Source organism: Pseudomonas sp. GV047 (genome assembly GCF_003058245.1).
Classification (GTDB): domain Bacteria; phylum Pseudomonadota; class Gammaproteobacteria; order Pseudomonadales; family Pseudomonadaceae; genus Aquipseudomonas; species Aquipseudomonas marginalis.
In genome coordinates, this window is the sequence record NZ_QCWA01000006.1 from 116,906 (window position 1) to 133,716 (window position 16,811).

Genomic DNA, 16,811 nt, shown 5'->3' on the forward strand with positions numbered 1-16,811 from the left:
TTTGCCAAGGCCCGGTACAATCCCGGGCCTTGTTGTTTCTAAGTTTCTGGACAGGATCACTATGCCGGCTTCATTCGTTCACCTGCGCCTGCACACTGAATACTCCCTGGTCGACGGCCTTGTACGGATCAAACCGCTGGTCAAGACCCTGGTGGGCATGAACATGCCTGCGGTCGCGGTTACCGATCAGAACAACATGTGCTCCCTGGTCAAGTTCTACAAGAACGCCATGGGCGCCGGCATCAAGCCGATCTGCGGCGCCGACCTGTGGCTGTCCAACAAAGACCCGGATAACCCCCTGAGCCGCATCAGCCTGCTGGCGATGAATGGCGTGGGTTATCGCAACCTCACCGAATTGATTTCCCGTGGCTTTATCGACGGCCAGCGCAACGGTTCGATCATCATCGAGCGCGAATGGGTCGCCGAGGCCAGCGAAGGCCTGATCATGCTGTCGGCCGCCAAGGAGGGCGAGATCGGTATCGCACTGCTGGGCGGCAATCCCCATGAAGCCGAAGTGCTGGCAAGGGAGTGGATGCAGGTCTTCCCCGACCGTTTCTACCTGGAAGTCCAGCGCACCAACCGTCCCAACGATGAAGAGCATCTGCACGCCGCCGTAGCCCTGGCCGACAAGCTGGGCGCGCCCTTGGTGGCGACCAACGATGTGCGCTTTATCAAGAAGGAAGATTTCGAGGCCCACGAAACCCGCGTGTGCATCGGTGAAGGCCGGGCCCTGGATGACCCGCGTCGTTCCAAGAACTACAGCGAAGAGCAGTACCTTAAGAGCGCGGAGGAGATGGCCGAGCTGTTCAGCGACCTGCCCGAGGCCCTGGAAAACTCCGTCGAGATTGCCAAGCGCTGCAATATCGAAGTGAAGCTGGGCAAGCACTTTTTGCCCAACTTCCCGATTCCCGATGGCATGACCATCGACGAGTATTTCCGCAAGGTGTCGTTTGATGGTCTGGAGGAGCGGCTCTCCGTCCTGCTGCCCAGGGACACCACCGAAGATTACGAGGCCAAGCGCCAGGTCTATGTCGATCGGCTGAATTTCGAGCTGGATATCATCATCCAGATGGGGTTCCCCGGTTACTTCCTGATCGTGATGGACTTTATCCAGTGGGCCAAGAGCAACGGCGTGCCGGTAGGTCCGGGCCGTGGGTCGGGTGCCGGCTCGCTGGTCGCCTATGTACAGAAGATCACCGACCTTGATCCGCTGGAATATGACCTGCTGTTCGAACGGTTCCTGAACCCGGAACGGGTGTCCATGCCCGACTTCGACGTCGACTTCTGCATGGACGGTCGCGACCGTGTGATCGAATACGTGGCCGAGAAATACGGTCGCAACGCCGTGAGCCAGATCATCACCTTCGGTTCCATGGCGGCCAAGGCGGTTATCCGGGACGTAGCGCGGGTGCAGGGTAAGTCCTACGGCCTGGCGGACCGCCTGTCGAAGATGATCCCGTTCGAAGTCGGCATGACCCTGGAAAAAGCCTACGAGCAGGAAGAGATCCTGCGCGACTTCATCAAGGTCGATGAAGAGGCCGCCGAAATCTGGGAGATGGCGCGCAAGCTCGAGGGCGTGGTGCGTAACGTCGGTAAGCACGCCGGTGGTGTGGTCATTGCGCCGACCAAGCTGACTGACTTTTCGCCGATCTATTGCGATGAAGAGGGCGGCGGCCTGGTCACCCAGTTTGACAAGGACGATGTGGAGGCGGCCGGCCTGGTGAAGTTCGACTTCCTCGGCCTGCGCACCCTGACGATCATCGACTGGGCACTCAAGACCATCAACCGCGACCGCGCCAAGGTCAACGAAGAACCGCTGGATATCGCCTTCATCCCGCTGGACGACAAGCCGACCTACACCTTGCTGCAAAAAGCCGAAACCACGGCGGTGTTCCAGCTTGAGTCCCGCGGCATGAAAGAGCTGATCAAAAAGCTCAAGCCCGACTGCCTGGAAGACTTGATCGCACTGGTGGCCCTGTTCCGTCCGGGCCCGCTGCAATCGGGCATGGTGGATGACTTCATCAACCGTAAGCACGGTCGTGCCGAGCTGGCGTACCCGCACTCCGACTACCAGTACGAAGGCCTCAAGCCGGTATTGGCGCCGACCTACGGCATCATCCTGTACCAGGAACAGGTGATGCAGATCGCCCAGGTGATGGCCGGCTACACCCTCGGTGGCGCGGACATGCTGCGGCGTGCGATGGGTAAGAAAAAGCCCGAGGAAATGGCCAAGCAACGCGGCGGTTTCATTGAAGGGTGCGCCACCAACAATATCGATGCCGACCTGGCCGGTAACATTTTCGACCTGGTGGAAAAATTCGCCGGTTACGGCTTCAACAAATCCCACTCCGCCGCCTACGGCCTGGTGTCGTACCAGACCGCCTGGCTGAAAGCCCACTACCCGGCGCCGTTCATGGCTGCGGTACTCTCGGCGGATATGCACAACACCGACAAGGTCGTGACCTTGATCGAAGAAGTGCGCACCATGAAGCTGCGCCTCGACGCGCCGGACGTGAACGCCTCGGAGTTCAAGTTCACGGTGAACGACGAAGGTCGCATCATCTATGGCCTGGGCGCGATCAAGGGCGTCGGTGAGGGCCCGGTGGAAGCCATCACCGAAGCGCGCCAGGACGGACCGTTCAAGGATTTGTTCGACTTCTGCGCACGGGTTGACCTCAAGCGCATCAACAAACGTACCCTCGATGGTCTTATCCGCAGCGGCGCACTCGACCGTCTCGGCCCGTATTTCCATGATGAGCCGAAGGCGTACCAGGCGAATATCGATCGCAACCGCGCGGTGCTGCTCACCGCCATGGAAGAAGCGATCAAGGCCGCCGAACAGACCGCCCGCACCCACGACAGCGGCCACGCCGACCTGTTTGGCGGGTTGTTCGTCGAAGAAGATGCGGACGTGTATGCCAACCACCGCAAGGCCAAGGAGCTGACCCTCAAGGAGCGCCTCAAGGGTGAGAAAGACACCTTGGGCCTGTACCTCACCGGTCACCCGATTGACGAATATGAAGGCGAGATCCGTCGTTTCGCCCGTCAACGCATCATCGACCTGAAACCGGCGCGGGATACCCAGACCGTCGCCGGCATGATCATCGCCCTGCGGGTGATGAAAAACAAAAAGGGCGACAAGATGGGCTTTATCACCCTTGACGACCGCTCGGGCCGGATCGAGGCGTCGCTGTTTGCCGACGCCTTTCATTCCGCGCAGTCGCTGCTGCAGACCGACGCCATGGTGGTGGTGGAAGGGGAGGTCAGCAACGATGACTTCTCCGGCGGCTTGCGCCTGCGGATCAAGCGGGTGATGAGCATGGAAGATGCGCGCACCAACCTGGCCGAAAGCCTGCGCCTGAAGGTGAAGACCGAAGCCCTCAAGGGCGATCAGCTACGCTGGTTGGGTGACCTGCTCAAGCGTCATCGTGGTGCCTGCCCGGTGACCATGGAGTACACCGGCAACGACGCCAAGGCCATGTTGCAGTTTGGCGAGACGTGGCGAATTGATCCCGCTGATGGCTTGATTCAAGCTTTGCGTGACCAGTTCGGTCGTGACAACGTCTTCCTCCAATACCGTTGACGGTCAGGACGCCTGACCTCGGCTGAACATTTAATCTCGACCTAAACGCGCCTCTCCCTTAAGGTAGGGCGCGAATAGACAACCGGCTGGCCAGGCAACCCTTGGCCGTCGACCCAAGACGGACGCTTATGAACCCGAATTTTCTTGATTTCGAACAGCCGATCGCTGACCTGCAAGCCAAGATCGAAGAACTGCGCCTGGTCGGCAATGACAATTCGCTGAATATCGGCGATGAGATCGCTCGCCTGCAAGACAAGAGCAGCACGCTCACCGAAGACATCTTCGGCAAGCTGACCAGCTGGCAGATCGCGCGTCTGGCCCGCCACCCGCGCCGTCCGTATACCCTGGACTACATTCAGCACATCTTCACCGAGTTCGACGAGCTGCACGGCGACCGCCATTTCTCCGACGACGCGGCCATCGTGGGCGGTATCGCTCGCCTGGACGACCAGCCGGTCATGGTCATCGGTCACCAGAAAGGCCGTGAAGTGCGCGAGAAAGTACGCCGCAACTTCGGCATGCCGCGTCCGGAAGGCTACCGCAAGGCGTGCCGCCTGATGGAAATGGCCGAGCGCTTCAAGATGCCGATCCTGACCTTCATCGATACGCCGGGTGCTTACCCGGGTATCGACGCCGAAGAGCGCAACCAGAGCGAAGCGATTGCCTGGAACCTGCGCGTCATGTCTCGTCTGAAAACCCCAATCATTGCCACCGTGATCGGTGAAGGTGGTTCTGGCGGTGCACTGGCCATCGGTGTCTGTGACCAGTTGAACATGCTGCAATATTCGACCTACGCGGTGATCTCGCCGGAAGGTTGCGCCTCGATCCTGTGGAAAACCGCAGAAAAGGCGCCGGACGCTGCCGAAGCCATGGGCATCACTGCCGATCGCCTCAAGGGCCTGGGTATCGTCGACAAAGTGATCGCCGAGCCATTGGGCGGCGCCCACCGCGATCCGGCCGCCGCCGCTGCCACTATCCGTGCCGAACTGGGTTCGCAACTGGCGATGCTCAAGAAGCTGGATAACGAAGCGCTGCTGGCCCGTCGCTACGAGCGCCTGATGAGCTACGGTCTCTAAGGTAGCAGCAGCACTAATGTGGGAGGGGGCCTGCCCCCCGATTGCTGAGTGTCAGTCACTGTATTCACTGGCTGATGCACCGCTATCGGGGGCAAGCCCCCTCCCACATTTGCTTTGTGTATGCTTGGCTTGGGTATTCCAGATTTGCGGCGGTAACCTGTGATGAAACCGACTTTATCCGCCAAACTCCTGCACGCCCTGGCCCCCTGGCGCAACGCCCCTGCTTGGCATATCGCCTTCTCTGGTGGTCTTGATTCCACTGTCCTGCTGCATCTCCTGGCCAACGCCGAAGCCCTTCCGCCTCTAAGCGCTGTCCATGTCCACCATGGCCTGCAGGCTGTCGCCGACGCCTGGCCAGGTCATTGCCAGTCGGTGTGCGACAGCCTGGGCGTCCCCTTGCGGGTCATGCGCGTGCACGTGCAGCCCGGCGCCAGTCTTGAGCGTGCAGCGCGTGATGCACGTTACCGGGCGTTTACCGAGGTGATCGGGGCAGGGGAAGTGTTACTCACCGGCCAGCATCGCGATGATCAAGCCGAAACCCTGCTATTCCGCCTGCTGCGCGGTGCCGGGGTGCGAGGGCTCGCCGCAATGCCTGCGCATCGTCCGTTGGCAGGTGGTTTCCTGGTGCGGCCGTTGCTGGAGGTCTCGCGCGCCGAGCTGGAAGCCTACGCCGATGAGTATCAACTCACGTGGATTGAAGATCCTTCCAACACCGATCCACGTTTCTCCCGTAATTACCTGCGTCACAGCGTGATCCCGACGCTGACGGCGCGTTGGCCCCAAGCTGTCTCCAGTCTGGCCCGGACTGCCGACCACCTCGGTGAAGCCCAGGCGCTGCTGGGTGAACTGGCCTGCATGGACCTGCAAGCCGCCGATCAACCTTCGCGGTTTCCTTGGCTGGTGTTGCCATCATTGGACCTTGGTCCACTGCGCGAACTTTCCGATGCCCGTCAGCGCAATGTCCTGCGCCATTGGCTGGCGCCGCTGACCCGTTTACCCGACAGCGACCATTGGGCCGGCTGGTATTCCCTGCGCGACGCCAAGGGCGACGCGCAGCCCTTATGGCGTCTGGCTGATGGGGAGTTGCACCGTTGCGGCGCACGCATCTGGTGGTTGCCTCGCGGCTGGTCGGAGTTTTCCCACGCATCGGTGAGCTGGCCTGATCCGCAAAAGCCACTAGAGTTACCCGGCAATGGCCTGCTGGAAATGGGCGGCAAGGTGCCTGAAGGCCCGCTCGAGGTCCGTTATCGCCAGGGCGGCGAAATGCTTGAATTACCTGGCCGAGGCCGGCGTGACTTGAAGCGCCTGCTTAATGAACAGGGGGTGCCGGGCTTCATCCGTGGCAGATTGCCGCTGCTGTATCGGGGCGAGCAATTGCTCGGCGTGCCCCTCCTCACTGGACTCTGGGCCGCACCGAGTGAAGCTTGGCAATTACATTGGATGCCACGGAGCTGCGATCAAGGTTTGAGCTGATAGCGCCTTTCCGGTAGACTACGCTCCCTTCTTGATACAACTTCTGTGGATTCGCCTGAATCGCAGCAGTTGCCGATTACCAAGCAGTCTTTGCTGGGCGATTCCAAAAAATGTGTAGCGATCAACGTACCGGCAGTTTCACTGCTGGTCTGTCACAACGCGGCGGTTTTTTTGAAAGGTGCACTGTGATTAATGCAGGTGATCGGGGGCTTCGGCCTCTCTTCGCTTTCCCCGGCGGCTCGGACCGCTTTAACGCAGACTTCTAGGGTTTTTCATGACGCGCTACATATTCGTCACGGGCGGTGTTGTTTCTTCATTGGGGAAAGGCATTGCCTCCGCTTCATTGGCGGCCATCCTGGAGGCGCGGGGGCTTAAAGTCACCATGCTCAAGCTGGACCCGTACATCAACGTCGACCCGGGCACCATGAGCCCGTTCCAGCACGGTGAAGTGTTCGTCACACACGACGGCGCCGAGACCGACCTGGACCTGGGCCACTACGAGCGGTTCATCCGCACGACCATGACCCAGAACAACAACTTCACCACCGGCCGTGTCTACGAGCACGTGCTGCGCAAAGAGCGCCGTGGTGACTACCTGGGTGCAACCATCCAGGTGATCCCGCACATCACCGACGAGATCAAGCGCCGCATCATCAAGGGTGCAGGCGATGCCGACGTGGCGATGGTCGAGATCGGTGGCACCGTGGGTGACATCGAATCCCAGCCGTTCCTCGAAGCCATCCGCCAGCTGCGTTTCGAAGTCGGCGCCAAGCGCGCGATGCTGATGCACCTCACGTTGGTGCCGTACATCGCCACCGCCGGCGAAACCAAAACCAAGCCTACCCAGCACTCGGTCAAGGAACTGCGTTCCATCGGCCTGCAGCCGGACGTGCTGGTGTGCCGCTCCGACCACCCGATCGACATTTCCTCGCGTCGCAAGATCGCGCAGTTCACCAACGTTGAAGAACGTGCGGTGATCGCCCTCGAAGACGCCGACACCATCTACAAGATCCCGGGCATCCTGCATTCGCAAGGCCTGGATGATTTTGTGGTCGAGCGTTTCGGCCTGCAGTGCAACGGCGCGGACCTGTCCGAGTGGGAAGCCGTGGTTGACGCCAAGCTCAACCCTGAGCACGAAGTCACCATCGCCATGGTCGGCAAGTACATGGAACTGCTGGATGCGTACAAGTCGCTGATCGAAGCGATGAGCCACGCGGGCATCAGCAACCGTACCAAGGTCAACCTGCGCTACATCGATTCCGAAGACATCGAGAACCAGGGCACCGCGCTGCTCGAAGGTGTCGATGCGATCCTCGTTCCAGGCGGTTTCGGCCTGCGTGGCGTGGAAGGCAAGATCACTGCCGTGCAGTACGCTCGCGAGAACAAGGTGCCGTACCTGGGCATCTGCCTGGGCATGCAAGTGGCCGTTATCGAGTTCGCCCGTAACGTGATGGGCTGGAAAGACGCCAACTCCACCGAGTTCGACAGCAAGAGCGGCCACCCGGTCGTGGGCCTGATCACCGAATGGGAAGATGCCACCGGTGCCGTCGAAACCCGTACCGAAAGCTCCGACCTGGGCGGCACCATGCGCCTTGGCGCGCAAGACTGCCTGCTGGAGCCGGGTTCCCTGGTTCACGATTGCTACGGCAAGGACGTGATCGTCGAGCGTCACCGTCACCGCTACGAAGTGAACAACAACCTGCTGCCGCAGATCAAAGAGGCTGGCCTGAAAATCTCCGGTCGCTCCGGTGATGGCGCGCTGGTTGAAGTGGTCGAGGCCCCGGATCATCCATGGTTCGTCGCTTGTCAGTTCCACCCTGAGTTCACCTCGACTCCACGCGACGGTCACCCGTTGTTCAGCGGTTTCGTCAAGGCTGCACTGACGCAACACCAGAAGAAGGCGTAAACCTGATGGCCCAGAAGATCATTCGCGTAGGCGACATCGAGATTGCCAACGACAAGCCCATGGTGCTGTTCGGCGGCATGAACGTGCTGGAAAGCCGTGACATGGCGATGCAGGTCTGTGAAGAGTACGTCAAGGTTACCGAGAAACTGGGTATCCCCTACGTGTTCAAGGCCAGCTTCGACAAGGCCAACCGTTCGTCCGTGACCTCCTATCGCGGCCCGGGCCTTGAAGAAGGCATGCGGATCTTCCAGGACATCAAGCAAGCCTTCGGCGTGCCGATCATCACCGACGTCCACGAGCCTGAACAGGCTGCCGTGGTCGCCGAGGTGTGCGACATCATCCAGCTGCCGGCCTTCCTGTCGCGCCAGACCGACCTCGTGGTCGCGATGGCCAGGACCGGTGCGGTGATCAATATCAAGAAAGCCCAGTTCCTCGCGCCCCAGGAGATGAAACACATCCTGAACAAATGCGTGGAAGCGGGTAACGACCAGTTGATCCTCTGCGAGCGCGGTTCGAGCTTCGGCTACAACAACCTCGTGGTGGACATGCTCGGTTTCGGCATCATGAAGCAGTTCGAATACCCGGTGTTCTTCGACGTGACCCACGCGCTGCAAATGCCCGGTGGTCGCGCCGATTCCGCCGGTGGGCGCCGTGCCCAGGTACTGGACCTGGCCAAGGCCGGCATCAGCCAGTCCCTGGCGGGCCTGTTCCTCGAAGCCCACCCGGACCCGGACAACGCCAAATGCGACGGCCCATGCGCCCTGCGCCTGGACAAGCTGGAGCCATTCCTGGCCCAGCTCAAGCAGTTGGACGAACTGGTCAAGAGTTTTCCGACGGTAGAGACCGCGTAAGCGTTGATTCTCCGGTAGACTTTCCCACGCTTTACGCTCAGGCCTACGGGCCTGAGCCTTGTCGCCTGCAAGCCTGCCCCGTTGTTCCACCCTTGCGGTCGGTCAAAAGATTTCCTTCAGCTGCGTCGTTTTCGTCAACTTTGGAGTGTTTACAACAATGGCAAAAATCGTCGACATCAAAGGTCGTGAAGTTCTCGACTCCCGTGGCAACCCCACCGTCGAAGCCGACGTGCTTCTCGATAACGGCATCATCGGCAGCGCCTGCGCGCCGTCCGGTGCTTCCACAGGTTCGCGCGAAGCGCTGGAACTGCGTGATGGCGACAAGAGCCGTTACCTGGGCAAGGGTGTCCTCAAGGCTGTAGCCAACATCAACGGCCCGATCCGTGACCTGCTGCTGGGCAAGGACCCGCTGGACCAGAAAGCTCTGGACCACGCGATGATCAAGCTCGACGGCACTGAAAACAAAGGCAGCCTCGGCGCCAACGCCATCCTCGCCGTGTCCCTGGCTGCTGCCAAGGCGGCCGCCCAGGACCAGGACCTGCCGCTGTACGCCCACATCGCCAACCTGAACGGTACCCCGGGTGTCTACTCGATGCCGGTTCCGATGATGAACATCATCAACGGTGGCGAGCATGCCGATAACAACGTCGACATCCAGGAATTCATGGTGCAGCCGGTCGGCGCCAAGACCTTCTCCGAAGGCCTGCGCATGGGCACCGAGATTTTCCATCACCTCAAAGCCGTGCTGAAAGCTCGTGGCCTGAGCACTGCCGTAGGTGACGAAGGTGGTTTCGCACCAAACCTGGCGTCCAACGAAGATGCACTGAAAGTGATCTCCGAAGCCGTGGCCAACGCCGGCTACACACTGGGCACCGACGTGACCCTGGCCCTGGACTGCGCCGCCAGCGAGTTCTACGAAGATGGCAAATACAACCTGTCCGGCGAAGGCCAGGTGTTCAACTCCGAAGGTTTTGCCGACTACCTCAAGGGTCTGACCCAGCGCTATCCGATCATCTCGATCGAAGACGGCCTGGACGAGTCCGACTGGGATGGCTGGAAGATCCTCACCGACAAGATCGGCGAGAAAGTCCAGCTGGTGGGTGACGACCTGTTCGTGACCAACACCAAGATCCTGAAAGAAGGCATCGACAAAAAGATCGCCAACTCGATCCTGATCAAGTTCAACCAGATCGGCACCCTGACCGAAACCCTGGAAGCCATCCAGATGGCCAAGGCTGCGGGCTACACCGCCGTGATCTCGCACCGCTCCGGCGAAACCGAAGACTCGACCATCGCCGACTTGGCCGTGGGCACTTCGGCGGGCCAGATCAAGACCGGCTCCCTGTGCCGTTCCGACCGTGTGTCCAAGTACAACCAATTGCTGCGTATCGAAGAGCAACTGGCCGGCAAAGCCAAGTACAACGGTCGCGGCGAGTTTCGCGGCTGATCGGTAAGTGGTAAAAAGTCGGTGGATTGCGTCGGAAAGATCACGAAGGTGCGAGTTTCGACGCTAATCTGATGGCGATCAAGCACAAGCCTGGTTCTTCCAGGCTTCGTGCTATCAGTTGCTGTAAAAGTTTTGCATGGCGTGTTTTTCCACTGGATACCCGATATTCGATGCGCAGTCCCAATTGGTTGTTCCTCGTCTTGCTCTTGTTGCTGGCTGGCCTGCAGTACCGCCTATGGGTAGGTAATGGCAGCTTTGCGCAGGTAAAAGACCTGACCCAGCAAATTGCCGACCAGCACGCCGAGAACGAACGCCTGCTGGAGCGCAACCGCGTCCTCGATGCCGAAGTGCTTGAGCTGAAAAAGGGTACCGAGACCGTTGAAGAACGGGCCCGTCATGAGTTGGGCATGGTCAAGGAGGGCGAAACCCTCTACCAGTTGGCCCAATGAGTTACCGTTTGCCGGCCTTCTGGGCCGTGATACCTGCCGCGGGCGTCGGTGCCCGTATGGCCGCGGACCGTCCCAAGCAATACTTGCAATTGGGCGGGCGCACTATTCTCGAACACAGCCTTGGCTGTTTTCTCGACCATCCCAGCCTCAAGGGGTTGGTGGTCAGTCTTGCTGCTGAAGATCCGTATTGGCCCGACCTGGCGTGTGCCGCTGACCCGCGTATCCAACGTGCGGACGGTGGTTCGGAGCGCTCGGGGTCGGTGCTCAATGCACTGCTGCAACTCAATGCCCTGGGCGCCGGCGATGACGATTGGGTGTTAGTGCATGACGCGGCGCGGCCTAATTTGAGCCGTGATGACCTCGACAAGCTGCTGGTCGAATTGGCGGACGATCCGGTGGGCGGCCTGCTGGCGGTGCCGGCTCGCGATACCCTCAAGCGTGTCGACAAGCAGGGGCGGGTGGTGGAAACCGTCGACCGCAGCTTGATCTGGCAAGCCTATACGCCGCAGATGTTCCGCCTCGGGGCCTTGCACCGCGCATTGGCTGACAGCCTGGTGGCCGATGCGGTGATCACCGATGAAGCCTCGGCGATGGAGTGGTCCGGGCAGGCGCCGCGCTTGATCGAAGGGCGCTCGGACAATATCAAGGTGACCCGGCCGGAAGACCTGGAGTGGCTGCGACTGCGTTGGGCGAATCGTCGTTAATCAACCGCTGTACTCCGGCCGCTCGGCCAAGCCCTCTTTCAAGAAATCCACCAACTTCCTGACCTTCGGCGACAAGTGCCGTTGTTGCGGATACAGCGCCCACACCGCCGTATTCGGCGGCTGATGCGCCTCCAGCAACGACACCAGCGCGCCGCTGTGCAGATGCTCCAGCACGTAATAGTCCGGCAGTTGGCATAACCCCACCCCTTGCAGCGCCGCATCCAGCACCGCTTGCCCACTGTTGCAGCGCCAGTTTCCCTGTACCCGTTGGGAAAATTCGCGCCCGTCCTGGGCCAGTTGCCAAATATCCGAGCTGCCGATCAGGCAGTTATGTCGACTCAATTCCGACAAGCTATGGGGCCGTCCGTACCGCGCCAGGTAGGACGGCGACGCGCACAGGTACATACGCCGAGGTGCGAGGCGACTGGCGACCATGCGCGAATCCTGCAAGCGCCCCAGGCGAATCGCCAGGTCGAGGCCTTCGTGCACCAGATCCAGTTGGCGGTTGCTCAATTCGATATCCACCCGCAATTGCGGGTACAGGCCCATGAACCGCGTCACCAGCGGCACGATGAAACGCTCGCCATAGGCCACCGCGCAGGTCATGCGCAACATGCCTTTCGGTTCGCTGGTGAGGTCGCCCACGGCGCGCAGGGCTTCTTCGCGGCCGTCCTGCAGGCGCTGGCAATGTTGCAGAAATGTCTGACCTGCTTCGGTCAGGGTCACCTTACGGGTACTGCGATACAGCAACCGCGTTTGCAGGCGCTCTTCCAGGCGTGCCACCTGGCGGCTGATGTGGGACGAAGACACACCCAGCCGCTCGGCAGCCGCCGTAAATTGGCTGCATTCGGCGACGGCAACGAATTCATCGATGCCTTCCCAGCGGTTCTCCAGCATAGCGATTATCCCTGTACAGCAATAAAGTTTTGCTTTTGCCTGGATTATTAATCATGGAGCCATGTTTTACACTCTCTCCATCATTTTTAACGCCCTGGAGAAACCTGGATGATCAAGTCCCGCGCTGCCGTTGCCTTTGAAGCCAAGAAACCCCTCGAGATCGTGGAAGTCGATGTGGCCATGCCCAAGGCGGGCGAAGTGCTGTTGCGTGTGGTCGCCTCCGGGGTTTGCCATACCGATGCCTACACCCTGTCCGGCGCTGACCCGGAAGGCATCTTCCCCTCCATCCTTGGCCATGAAGGCGGTGCGGTGGTCGAAGCCATCGGCGAAGGCGTGACTTCGGTGGCGGTGGGCGACCATGTGATCCCGCTGTACACCCCGGAATGCGGCAAGTGCAAGTTCTGCCTCTCGGGTAAGACCAACCTGTGCCAGGCCATTCGTTCCACCCAAGGCAAAGGCCTGATGCCGGATGGCACCACGCGTTTTTCCTACAAGGGTCAGCCGATTTTCCACTACATGGGCACCTCGACGTTCTCCGAGTACACCGTGCTGCCGGAAATTTCCGTTGCCAAAATTCCCAAAGAAGCGCCGCTGGAGAAGGTCTGCCTGCTCGGGTGTGGCGTCACCACCGGCATCGGTGCGGTAATCAACACCGCCAAGGTCAAGCCGGGTGACACCGTGGCGATCTTCGGTCTTGGCGGTATCGGCCTGTCGGCCGTGATCGGTGCGGTCAAGGCCAAGGCCGGCCGTATCATCGCGATTGACATCAACCCGGCCAAGTTCGAGATCGCCAAGCAACTGGGCGCTACCGACTGCATCAATCCGAAAGATTATGACCGCCCGATCCAGGACGTGATTGTCGATTTGACTGACGGCGGCGTGGACTTTTCCTTCGAGTGCATCGGCAACGTGCAACTGATGCGTGCCGCGCTCGAGTGCTGCCACAAGGGGTGGGGCGAGTCGGTGATCATCGGCGTTGCCGGTGCCGGCCAGGAAATCTCCACCCGCCCGTTCCAGCTGGTGACCGGTCGCGTCTGGCGTGGCTCGGCGTTCGGTGGCGTACGCGGCCGTACCGAGTTGCCAAGCTACGTGGAAATGGCCCAGACCGGCGAGATTCCGCTGGACACTTTCATCACCCACACCATGGGCCTGGAAGACATCAACAAAGCGTTTGACCTGATGCATGAAGGCAAGAGCATTCGTACCGTCATCCACTTCTGAGGTCGGCCATGAGTCTGGAAAACCTGTCGTGCCAGAAGAGCTTCGGCGGCTGGCATAAACGCTACAAACATCACTCCGATGTGCTCGGCTGCGACATGACTTTCGCCGTCTACCTGCCGCCGCAAGCGGAGCAGGGCGGCAAGCTGCCGGTGCTGTACTGGCTGTCCGGCCTGACCTGCACCGATGAGAACTTCATGCAGAAAGCCGGTGCCCAGCGCATGGCGGCGGAACTGGGGTTGATCATCGTGGCGCCGGACACCAGCCCACGTGGGCCCGGTGTACCGGGCGACCCGGATAACGCCTGGGATTTCGGTCTGGGCGCAGGGTTTTACCTGAATGCCACGCAGGAACCGTGGGCCAAGCACTATCGGATGCATGACTACGTGGTGCAGGAATTGCCGGCATTGGTTGAAGCGCATTTCCCGGCTTCGTACAAACGCGGTATCAGCGGCCACTCCATGGGCGGCCACGGTGCGTTGGTGTGTGCCCTGCGCAACCCTGGGCGTTACCTGTCGGTGTCGGCGTTTTCGCCGATTAACAATCCGATGGATTGCCCGTGGGGCCAGAAAGCTTTCTCCCGTTACCTGGGTGAAGAGCGCGCCAAATGGCGTGAATGGGATGCCTGTGTGCTGATCGGCGAAGCCTCGGAAAAGCTGCCGTTGCTGGTGGACCAGGGCGACCGCGACGATTTCCTTGCCGTGCAGCTCAAGCCCGAAGCCTTGCAGCAAGCGGCCAAGGCGGCCAGCCATCCGCTGGAACTGCGCCTGCAGCCTGGCTACGACCACAGCTACTTCTTTATCGCCAGCTTCATCGAAGATCATTTGCGACATCATGGTCGTGCTTTGCTCGGTTAATATGAGGCAAAAGTAGGTAGAATCACGCCCTGAATTAAATCGGGGCGTTTTTTTATGCGTATTGGCCACGGCTACGATGTGCACCGTTTCGCTGAAGGCGATTTCATCACCCTGGGCGGCGTGCGCATTGCACACCACCATGGGTTGCTGGCTCATTCCGACGGCGACGTTGTCCTGCATGCCTTGAGCGATGCCTTGCTCGGCGCGGCGGCGCTGGGCGATATCGGCAAGCACTTTCCGGATACCGATCCCACCTTCAAGGGCGCGGACAGCCGTGTCCTGCTGCGCCATGTGGTCGGCCTGATCCATGCCAAGGGCTGGAAGGTCGGCAATGTCGATAACACCATCGTGGCCCAGGCGCCGAAAATGGCCCCGCATATCGAATCCATGCGCGCACTGATTGCCGCAGACCTGCAAATTGAATTGGATCAAGTCAACGTGAAAGCCACCACCACCGAAAAGCTCGGGTTCACCGGTCGTGAAGAGGGCATCGCGGTGCACTCCGTCGCCTTGTTGCTGCGCGCATGAACGACCTGCAACTGCTGGGCCCGCGTGCCTATGGCGAGGCCCTGGGCAGCGCGGTCCTGAAGGCCACGGCTGAAGATTTTCAGGTCGACGAAGTGCTCGATATTCCGCTCAGCGGCGAAGGCGAGCACCTGTGGTTGTGGGTTGAGAAGCGCGGGCTCAATACCGAGGAAGCCGCGCGGCGTATCGCCAAGGCGGCTGGCGTGCCGTTGCGCACTGTCAGCTATGCCGGGCTCAAGGACCGTCAGGCGTTGACCCGCCAGTGGTTCAGCGTTCAATTGCCGGGCAAGGCCGATCCGGACATGAGCGGTGCGGAAAACGACACCCTCAGGATCCTGAAAACCGCCCGCCACAAGCGCAAGCTGCAGCGCGGCGCGCATTCGGCCAACGGCTTTACCTTGCGCCTGACCCAATTGGCCGGTGATACCGCCGCCATTGACGCGCGGCTGCAATTGATTGCCCAGCACGGCATCCCCAACTATTTCGGCGCCCAGCGTTTTGGCCACAATGGTGGCAATGTCGTCGACGCCCGCGAATGGGCCGCGCGCAAGGCCTTGCCGGAGCAACGCAATGTGCGTTCGCGGTTGTTGTCCACCGCGCGTAGCTTCCTCTTCAACAAAGTGTTGGCGGCACGTGTCGCCGACGGTTCCTGGCAGCGCGCGCAAGTGGGTGATCTGCTGGCGTTTACCGACAGCCGCAGCTTTTTTCCGGCGGGGGAGGCTGAGTGCAGCGACCCGCGCCTGGCGATCCTGGACCTGCACCCCACCGGCCCGCAGTGGGGCGAGGGTGATTCTCCGGCGACAGGCGCCACGTTTGAGTTGGAGCAGGCGGTCGCCGCCGGTGAAGCCGACCTGCGTGATTGGCTGGTGAGTGCCGGCATGAGCCAGGAACGTCGCATTCTGCGACTGCCCATTGGCGGGTTGACGTGGCATTATCCCGGGCCTGACATTCTGCAATTGGAATTCGTCCTGCCGGCCGGATGCTTCGCCACTGTCTTGGTGCGCGAGCTTGTTGATCTGGTGCCGGTGGGGCAGACGGACAGCCCATGCGTATTCTGATATCAAACGATGACGGTGCCACCGCACCCGGCCTTGCCGCGCTCTATGCTGCGCTGCAGGATTACGCCGAGTGCGTGGTGGTTGCCCCCGACCAGGACAAGAGCGGCGCCAGCAGTTCGCTGACGCTCGACCGTCCGCTGCACCCGCAGGTTCTGGCCAATGGCTTTATCAGTGTGAACGGCACCCCCACCGACTGCGTGCACCTGGCGATCAACAGTTTGTTGGACCAGGAGCCGGACCTGGTGGTGTCGGGCATCAACCTCGGCGCCAACCTGGGCGACGACGTGCTGTATTCCGGCACGGTGGCGGCGGCGCTTGAAGGACGCTTCCTCGGCCGTACCTCGTTTGCGTTTTCGTTGGCATCGCGGCAACTGGACAACTTGCCCACCGCGGCCTATTTCGCGCGCAAGCTGGTGGAGGCCCATGGCGCCCTGGACCTGCCGCCGCGCACGGTGCTCAACGTCAACATTCCCAATTTGCCCCTCGACCACATTCGCGGTATCCAGCTTACGCGCCTGGGCCATCGCGCCCGCGCGGCAGCGCCGTTGAAGGTCGTCGACCCGCGTGGCAAGGAAGGCTATTGGATCGCGGCAGCGGGCGATGCCGAAGACGGTGGCCCAGGCACGGACTTTCACGCGGTGATGCAAGGCTATGTGTCGATTACCCCGTTGCAACTTGATCGCACCTTCAGTGATGCCTTCAGTAGTCTCGATGGCTGGCTGGAGGGGCTGCGCTGATGGCTCGTGAACAAGACGACCTGCTGCGCC

Annotated in this window: 14 protein-coding genes; 13 read left to right on the forward strand and 1 reads right to left on the reverse strand. The window is 60.8% G+C overall.

What is annotated here, in order from left to right:
- Nucleotides 1-61: 61 nt before the first annotated feature.
- The 8 genes from dnaE (at nucleotide 62) to ispD (ending at nucleotide 11,489) form a co-directional block, all read left to right on the forward strand.
- Complete coding sequence (gene dnaE, locus C8K58_RS16790; protein ID WP_108573953.1) at nucleotides 62-3,583, forward strand: DNA polymerase III subunit alpha; 3,522 nt, start codon at nucleotides 62-64, stop codon at nucleotides 3,581-3,583.
- 128 nt (nucleotides 3,584-3,711) lie between these two features.
- Nucleotides 3,712-4,659 (forward strand): acetyl-CoA carboxylase carboxyltransferase subunit alpha, encoded by a 948-nt coding sequence (locus C8K58_RS16795; protein WP_003172288.1) that lies wholly within the window; start codon nucleotides 3,712-3,714, stop codon nucleotides 4,657-4,659.
- Nucleotides 4,660-4,821: 162 nt separating this feature from the next.
- The gene (tilS, locus tag C8K58_RS16800; protein WP_108573954.1) at nucleotides 4,822-6,132 is read left to right on the forward strand and encodes a tRNA lysidine(34) synthetase TilS; all 1,311 of its coding nucleotides are present in this window, start codon (nucleotides 4,822-4,824) and stop codon (nucleotides 6,130-6,132) included.
- A 274-nt stretch (nucleotides 6,133-6,406) separates the two neighbouring features.
- Entirely contained in the window at nucleotides 6,407-8,038 is a 1,632-nt protein-coding gene (locus tag C8K58_RS16805) for a CTP synthase (protein WP_053137224.1), read from the forward strand.
- 5 nt (nucleotides 8,039-8,043) lie between these two features.
- Nucleotides 8,044-8,889 carry a 3-deoxy-8-phosphooctulonate synthase gene (gene kdsA, locus C8K58_RS16810; protein ID WP_027604465.1) on the forward strand — a complete coding sequence of 282 codons (846 nt, stop codon included), beginning with the start codon at nucleotides 8,044-8,046 and terminating at the stop codon, nucleotides 8,887-8,889.
- 157 nt (nucleotides 8,890-9,046) lie between these two features.
- Nucleotides 9,047-10,336: a phosphopyruvate hydratase gene (eno, locus tag C8K58_RS16815; RefSeq protein WP_027604464.1), complete on the forward strand. Its 1,290-nt coding sequence runs from the start codon at nucleotides 9,047-9,049 to the stop codon at nucleotides 10,334-10,336.
- A gap of 170 nt (nucleotides 10,337-10,506) precedes the next feature.
- Nucleotides 10,507-10,785, forward strand: a complete 279-nt coding sequence (ftsB, locus tag C8K58_RS16820) for a cell division protein FtsB (protein ID WP_003172294.1) — start codon at nucleotides 10,507-10,509, stop codon at nucleotides 10,783-10,785.
- Nucleotides 10,782-11,489, forward strand: coding sequence for a 2-C-methyl-D-erythritol 4-phosphate cytidylyltransferase (gene ispD / locus C8K58_RS16825; RefSeq protein WP_027604463.1), 708 nt, complete (start codon nucleotides 10,782-10,784; stop codon nucleotides 11,487-11,489). Before ftsB ends, ispD begins: the two co-directional genes overlap by 4 nt.
- On the opposite strand, the gene C8K58_RS16830 is transcribed toward ispD, so the two are convergent.
- The gene (locus C8K58_RS16830) at nucleotides 11,490-12,386 is read right to left on the reverse strand and encodes a LysR substrate-binding domain-containing protein (protein WP_027604462.1); all 897 of its coding nucleotides are present in this window, start codon (nucleotides 12,384-12,386) and stop codon (nucleotides 11,490-11,492) included.
- 108 nt (nucleotides 12,387-12,494) lie between these two features.
- On the opposite strand from C8K58_RS16830, the gene C8K58_RS16835 reads away from it, so the two are divergent.
- Genes C8K58_RS16835 through surE form a run of 5 tightly spaced genes read left to right on the forward strand, consistent with a single transcriptional unit; the run spans nucleotide 12,495 to nucleotide 16,781 of the window.
- A complete protein-coding gene (locus tag C8K58_RS16835) occupies nucleotides 12,495-13,607 on the forward strand; it encodes an S-(hydroxymethyl)glutathione dehydrogenase/class III alcohol dehydrogenase (protein WP_017137160.1) in 1,113 nt (370 codons plus the stop codon).
- A gap of 8 nt (nucleotides 13,608-13,615) precedes the next feature.
- Nucleotides 13,616-14,461, forward strand: a complete 846-nt coding sequence (gene fghA, locus C8K58_RS16840) for an S-formylglutathione hydrolase (protein ID WP_027604461.1) — start codon at nucleotides 13,616-13,618, stop codon at nucleotides 14,459-14,461.
- A gap of 54 nt (nucleotides 14,462-14,515) precedes the next feature.
- Nucleotides 14,516-14,989, forward strand: coding sequence for a 2-C-methyl-D-erythritol 2,4-cyclodiphosphate synthase (ispF, locus tag C8K58_RS16845; RefSeq protein ID WP_012722614.1), 474 nt, complete (start codon nucleotides 14,516-14,518; stop codon nucleotides 14,987-14,989).
- Nucleotides 14,986-16,044, forward strand: a complete 1,059-nt coding sequence (gene truD, locus C8K58_RS16850) for a tRNA pseudouridine(13) synthase TruD (RefSeq protein ID WP_098480264.1) — start codon at nucleotides 14,986-14,988, stop codon at nucleotides 16,042-16,044. Before ispF ends, truD begins: the two co-directional genes overlap by 4 nt.
- Nucleotides 16,032-16,781, forward strand: a complete 750-nt coding sequence (gene surE, locus C8K58_RS16855) for a 5'/3'-nucleotidase SurE (RefSeq protein ID WP_027604459.1) — start codon at nucleotides 16,032-16,034, stop codon at nucleotides 16,779-16,781. The genes truD and surE overlap by 13 nt, the downstream gene beginning before the upstream one ends.
- Nucleotides 16,782-16,811: the final 30 nt, after the last annotated feature.

Excerpts from the sequence above, each read along its gene's own strand:
- dnaE (WP_108573953.1), top strand. The coding sequence starts at position 62 with ATGCCGGCTTCATTCGTTCACCTGCGCCTGCACACTGAATACTCCCTG.
- C8K58_RS16795 (WP_003172288.1), top strand. The coding sequence starts at position 3,712 with ATGAACCCGAATTTTCTTGATTTCGAACAGCCGATCGCTGACCTGCAA.
- tilS (WP_108573954.1), top strand. The coding sequence starts at position 4,822 with ATGAAACCGACTTTATCCGCCAAACTCCTGCACGCCCTGGCCCCCTGG.
- C8K58_RS16805 (WP_053137224.1), top strand. The coding sequence starts at position 6,407 with ATGACGCGCTACATATTCGTCACGGGCGGTGTTGTTTCTTCATTGGGG.
- kdsA (WP_027604465.1), top strand. The coding sequence starts at position 8,044 with ATGGCCCAGAAGATCATTCGCGTAGGCGACATCGAGATTGCCAACGAC.
- eno (WP_027604464.1), top strand. The coding sequence starts at position 9,047 with ATGGCAAAAATCGTCGACATCAAAGGTCGTGAAGTTCTCGACTCCCGT.
- ftsB (WP_003172294.1), top strand. The coding sequence starts at position 10,507 with ATGCGCAGTCCCAATTGGTTGTTCCTCGTCTTGCTCTTGTTGCTGGCT.
- ispD (WP_027604463.1), top strand. The coding sequence starts at position 10,782 with ATGAGTTACCGTTTGCCGGCCTTCTGGGCCGTGATACCTGCCGCGGGC.
- C8K58_RS16830 (WP_027604462.1), bottom strand. The coding sequence starts at position 12,386 with ATGCTGGAGAACCGCTGGGAAGGCATCGATGAATTCGTTGCCGTCGCC.
- C8K58_RS16835 (WP_017137160.1), top strand. The coding sequence starts at position 12,495 with ATGATCAAGTCCCGCGCTGCCGTTGCCTTTGAAGCCAAGAAACCCCTC.
- fghA (WP_027604461.1), top strand. The coding sequence starts at position 13,616 with ATGAGTCTGGAAAACCTGTCGTGCCAGAAGAGCTTCGGCGGCTGGCAT.
- ispF (WP_012722614.1), top strand. The coding sequence starts at position 14,516 with ATGCGTATTGGCCACGGCTACGATGTGCACCGTTTCGCTGAAGGCGAT.
- truD (WP_098480264.1), top strand. The coding sequence starts at position 14,986 with ATGAACGACCTGCAACTGCTGGGCCCGCGTGCCTATGGCGAGGCCCTG.
- surE (WP_027604459.1), top strand. The coding sequence starts at position 16,032 with ATGCGTATTCTGATATCAAACGATGACGGTGCCACCGCACCCGGCCTT.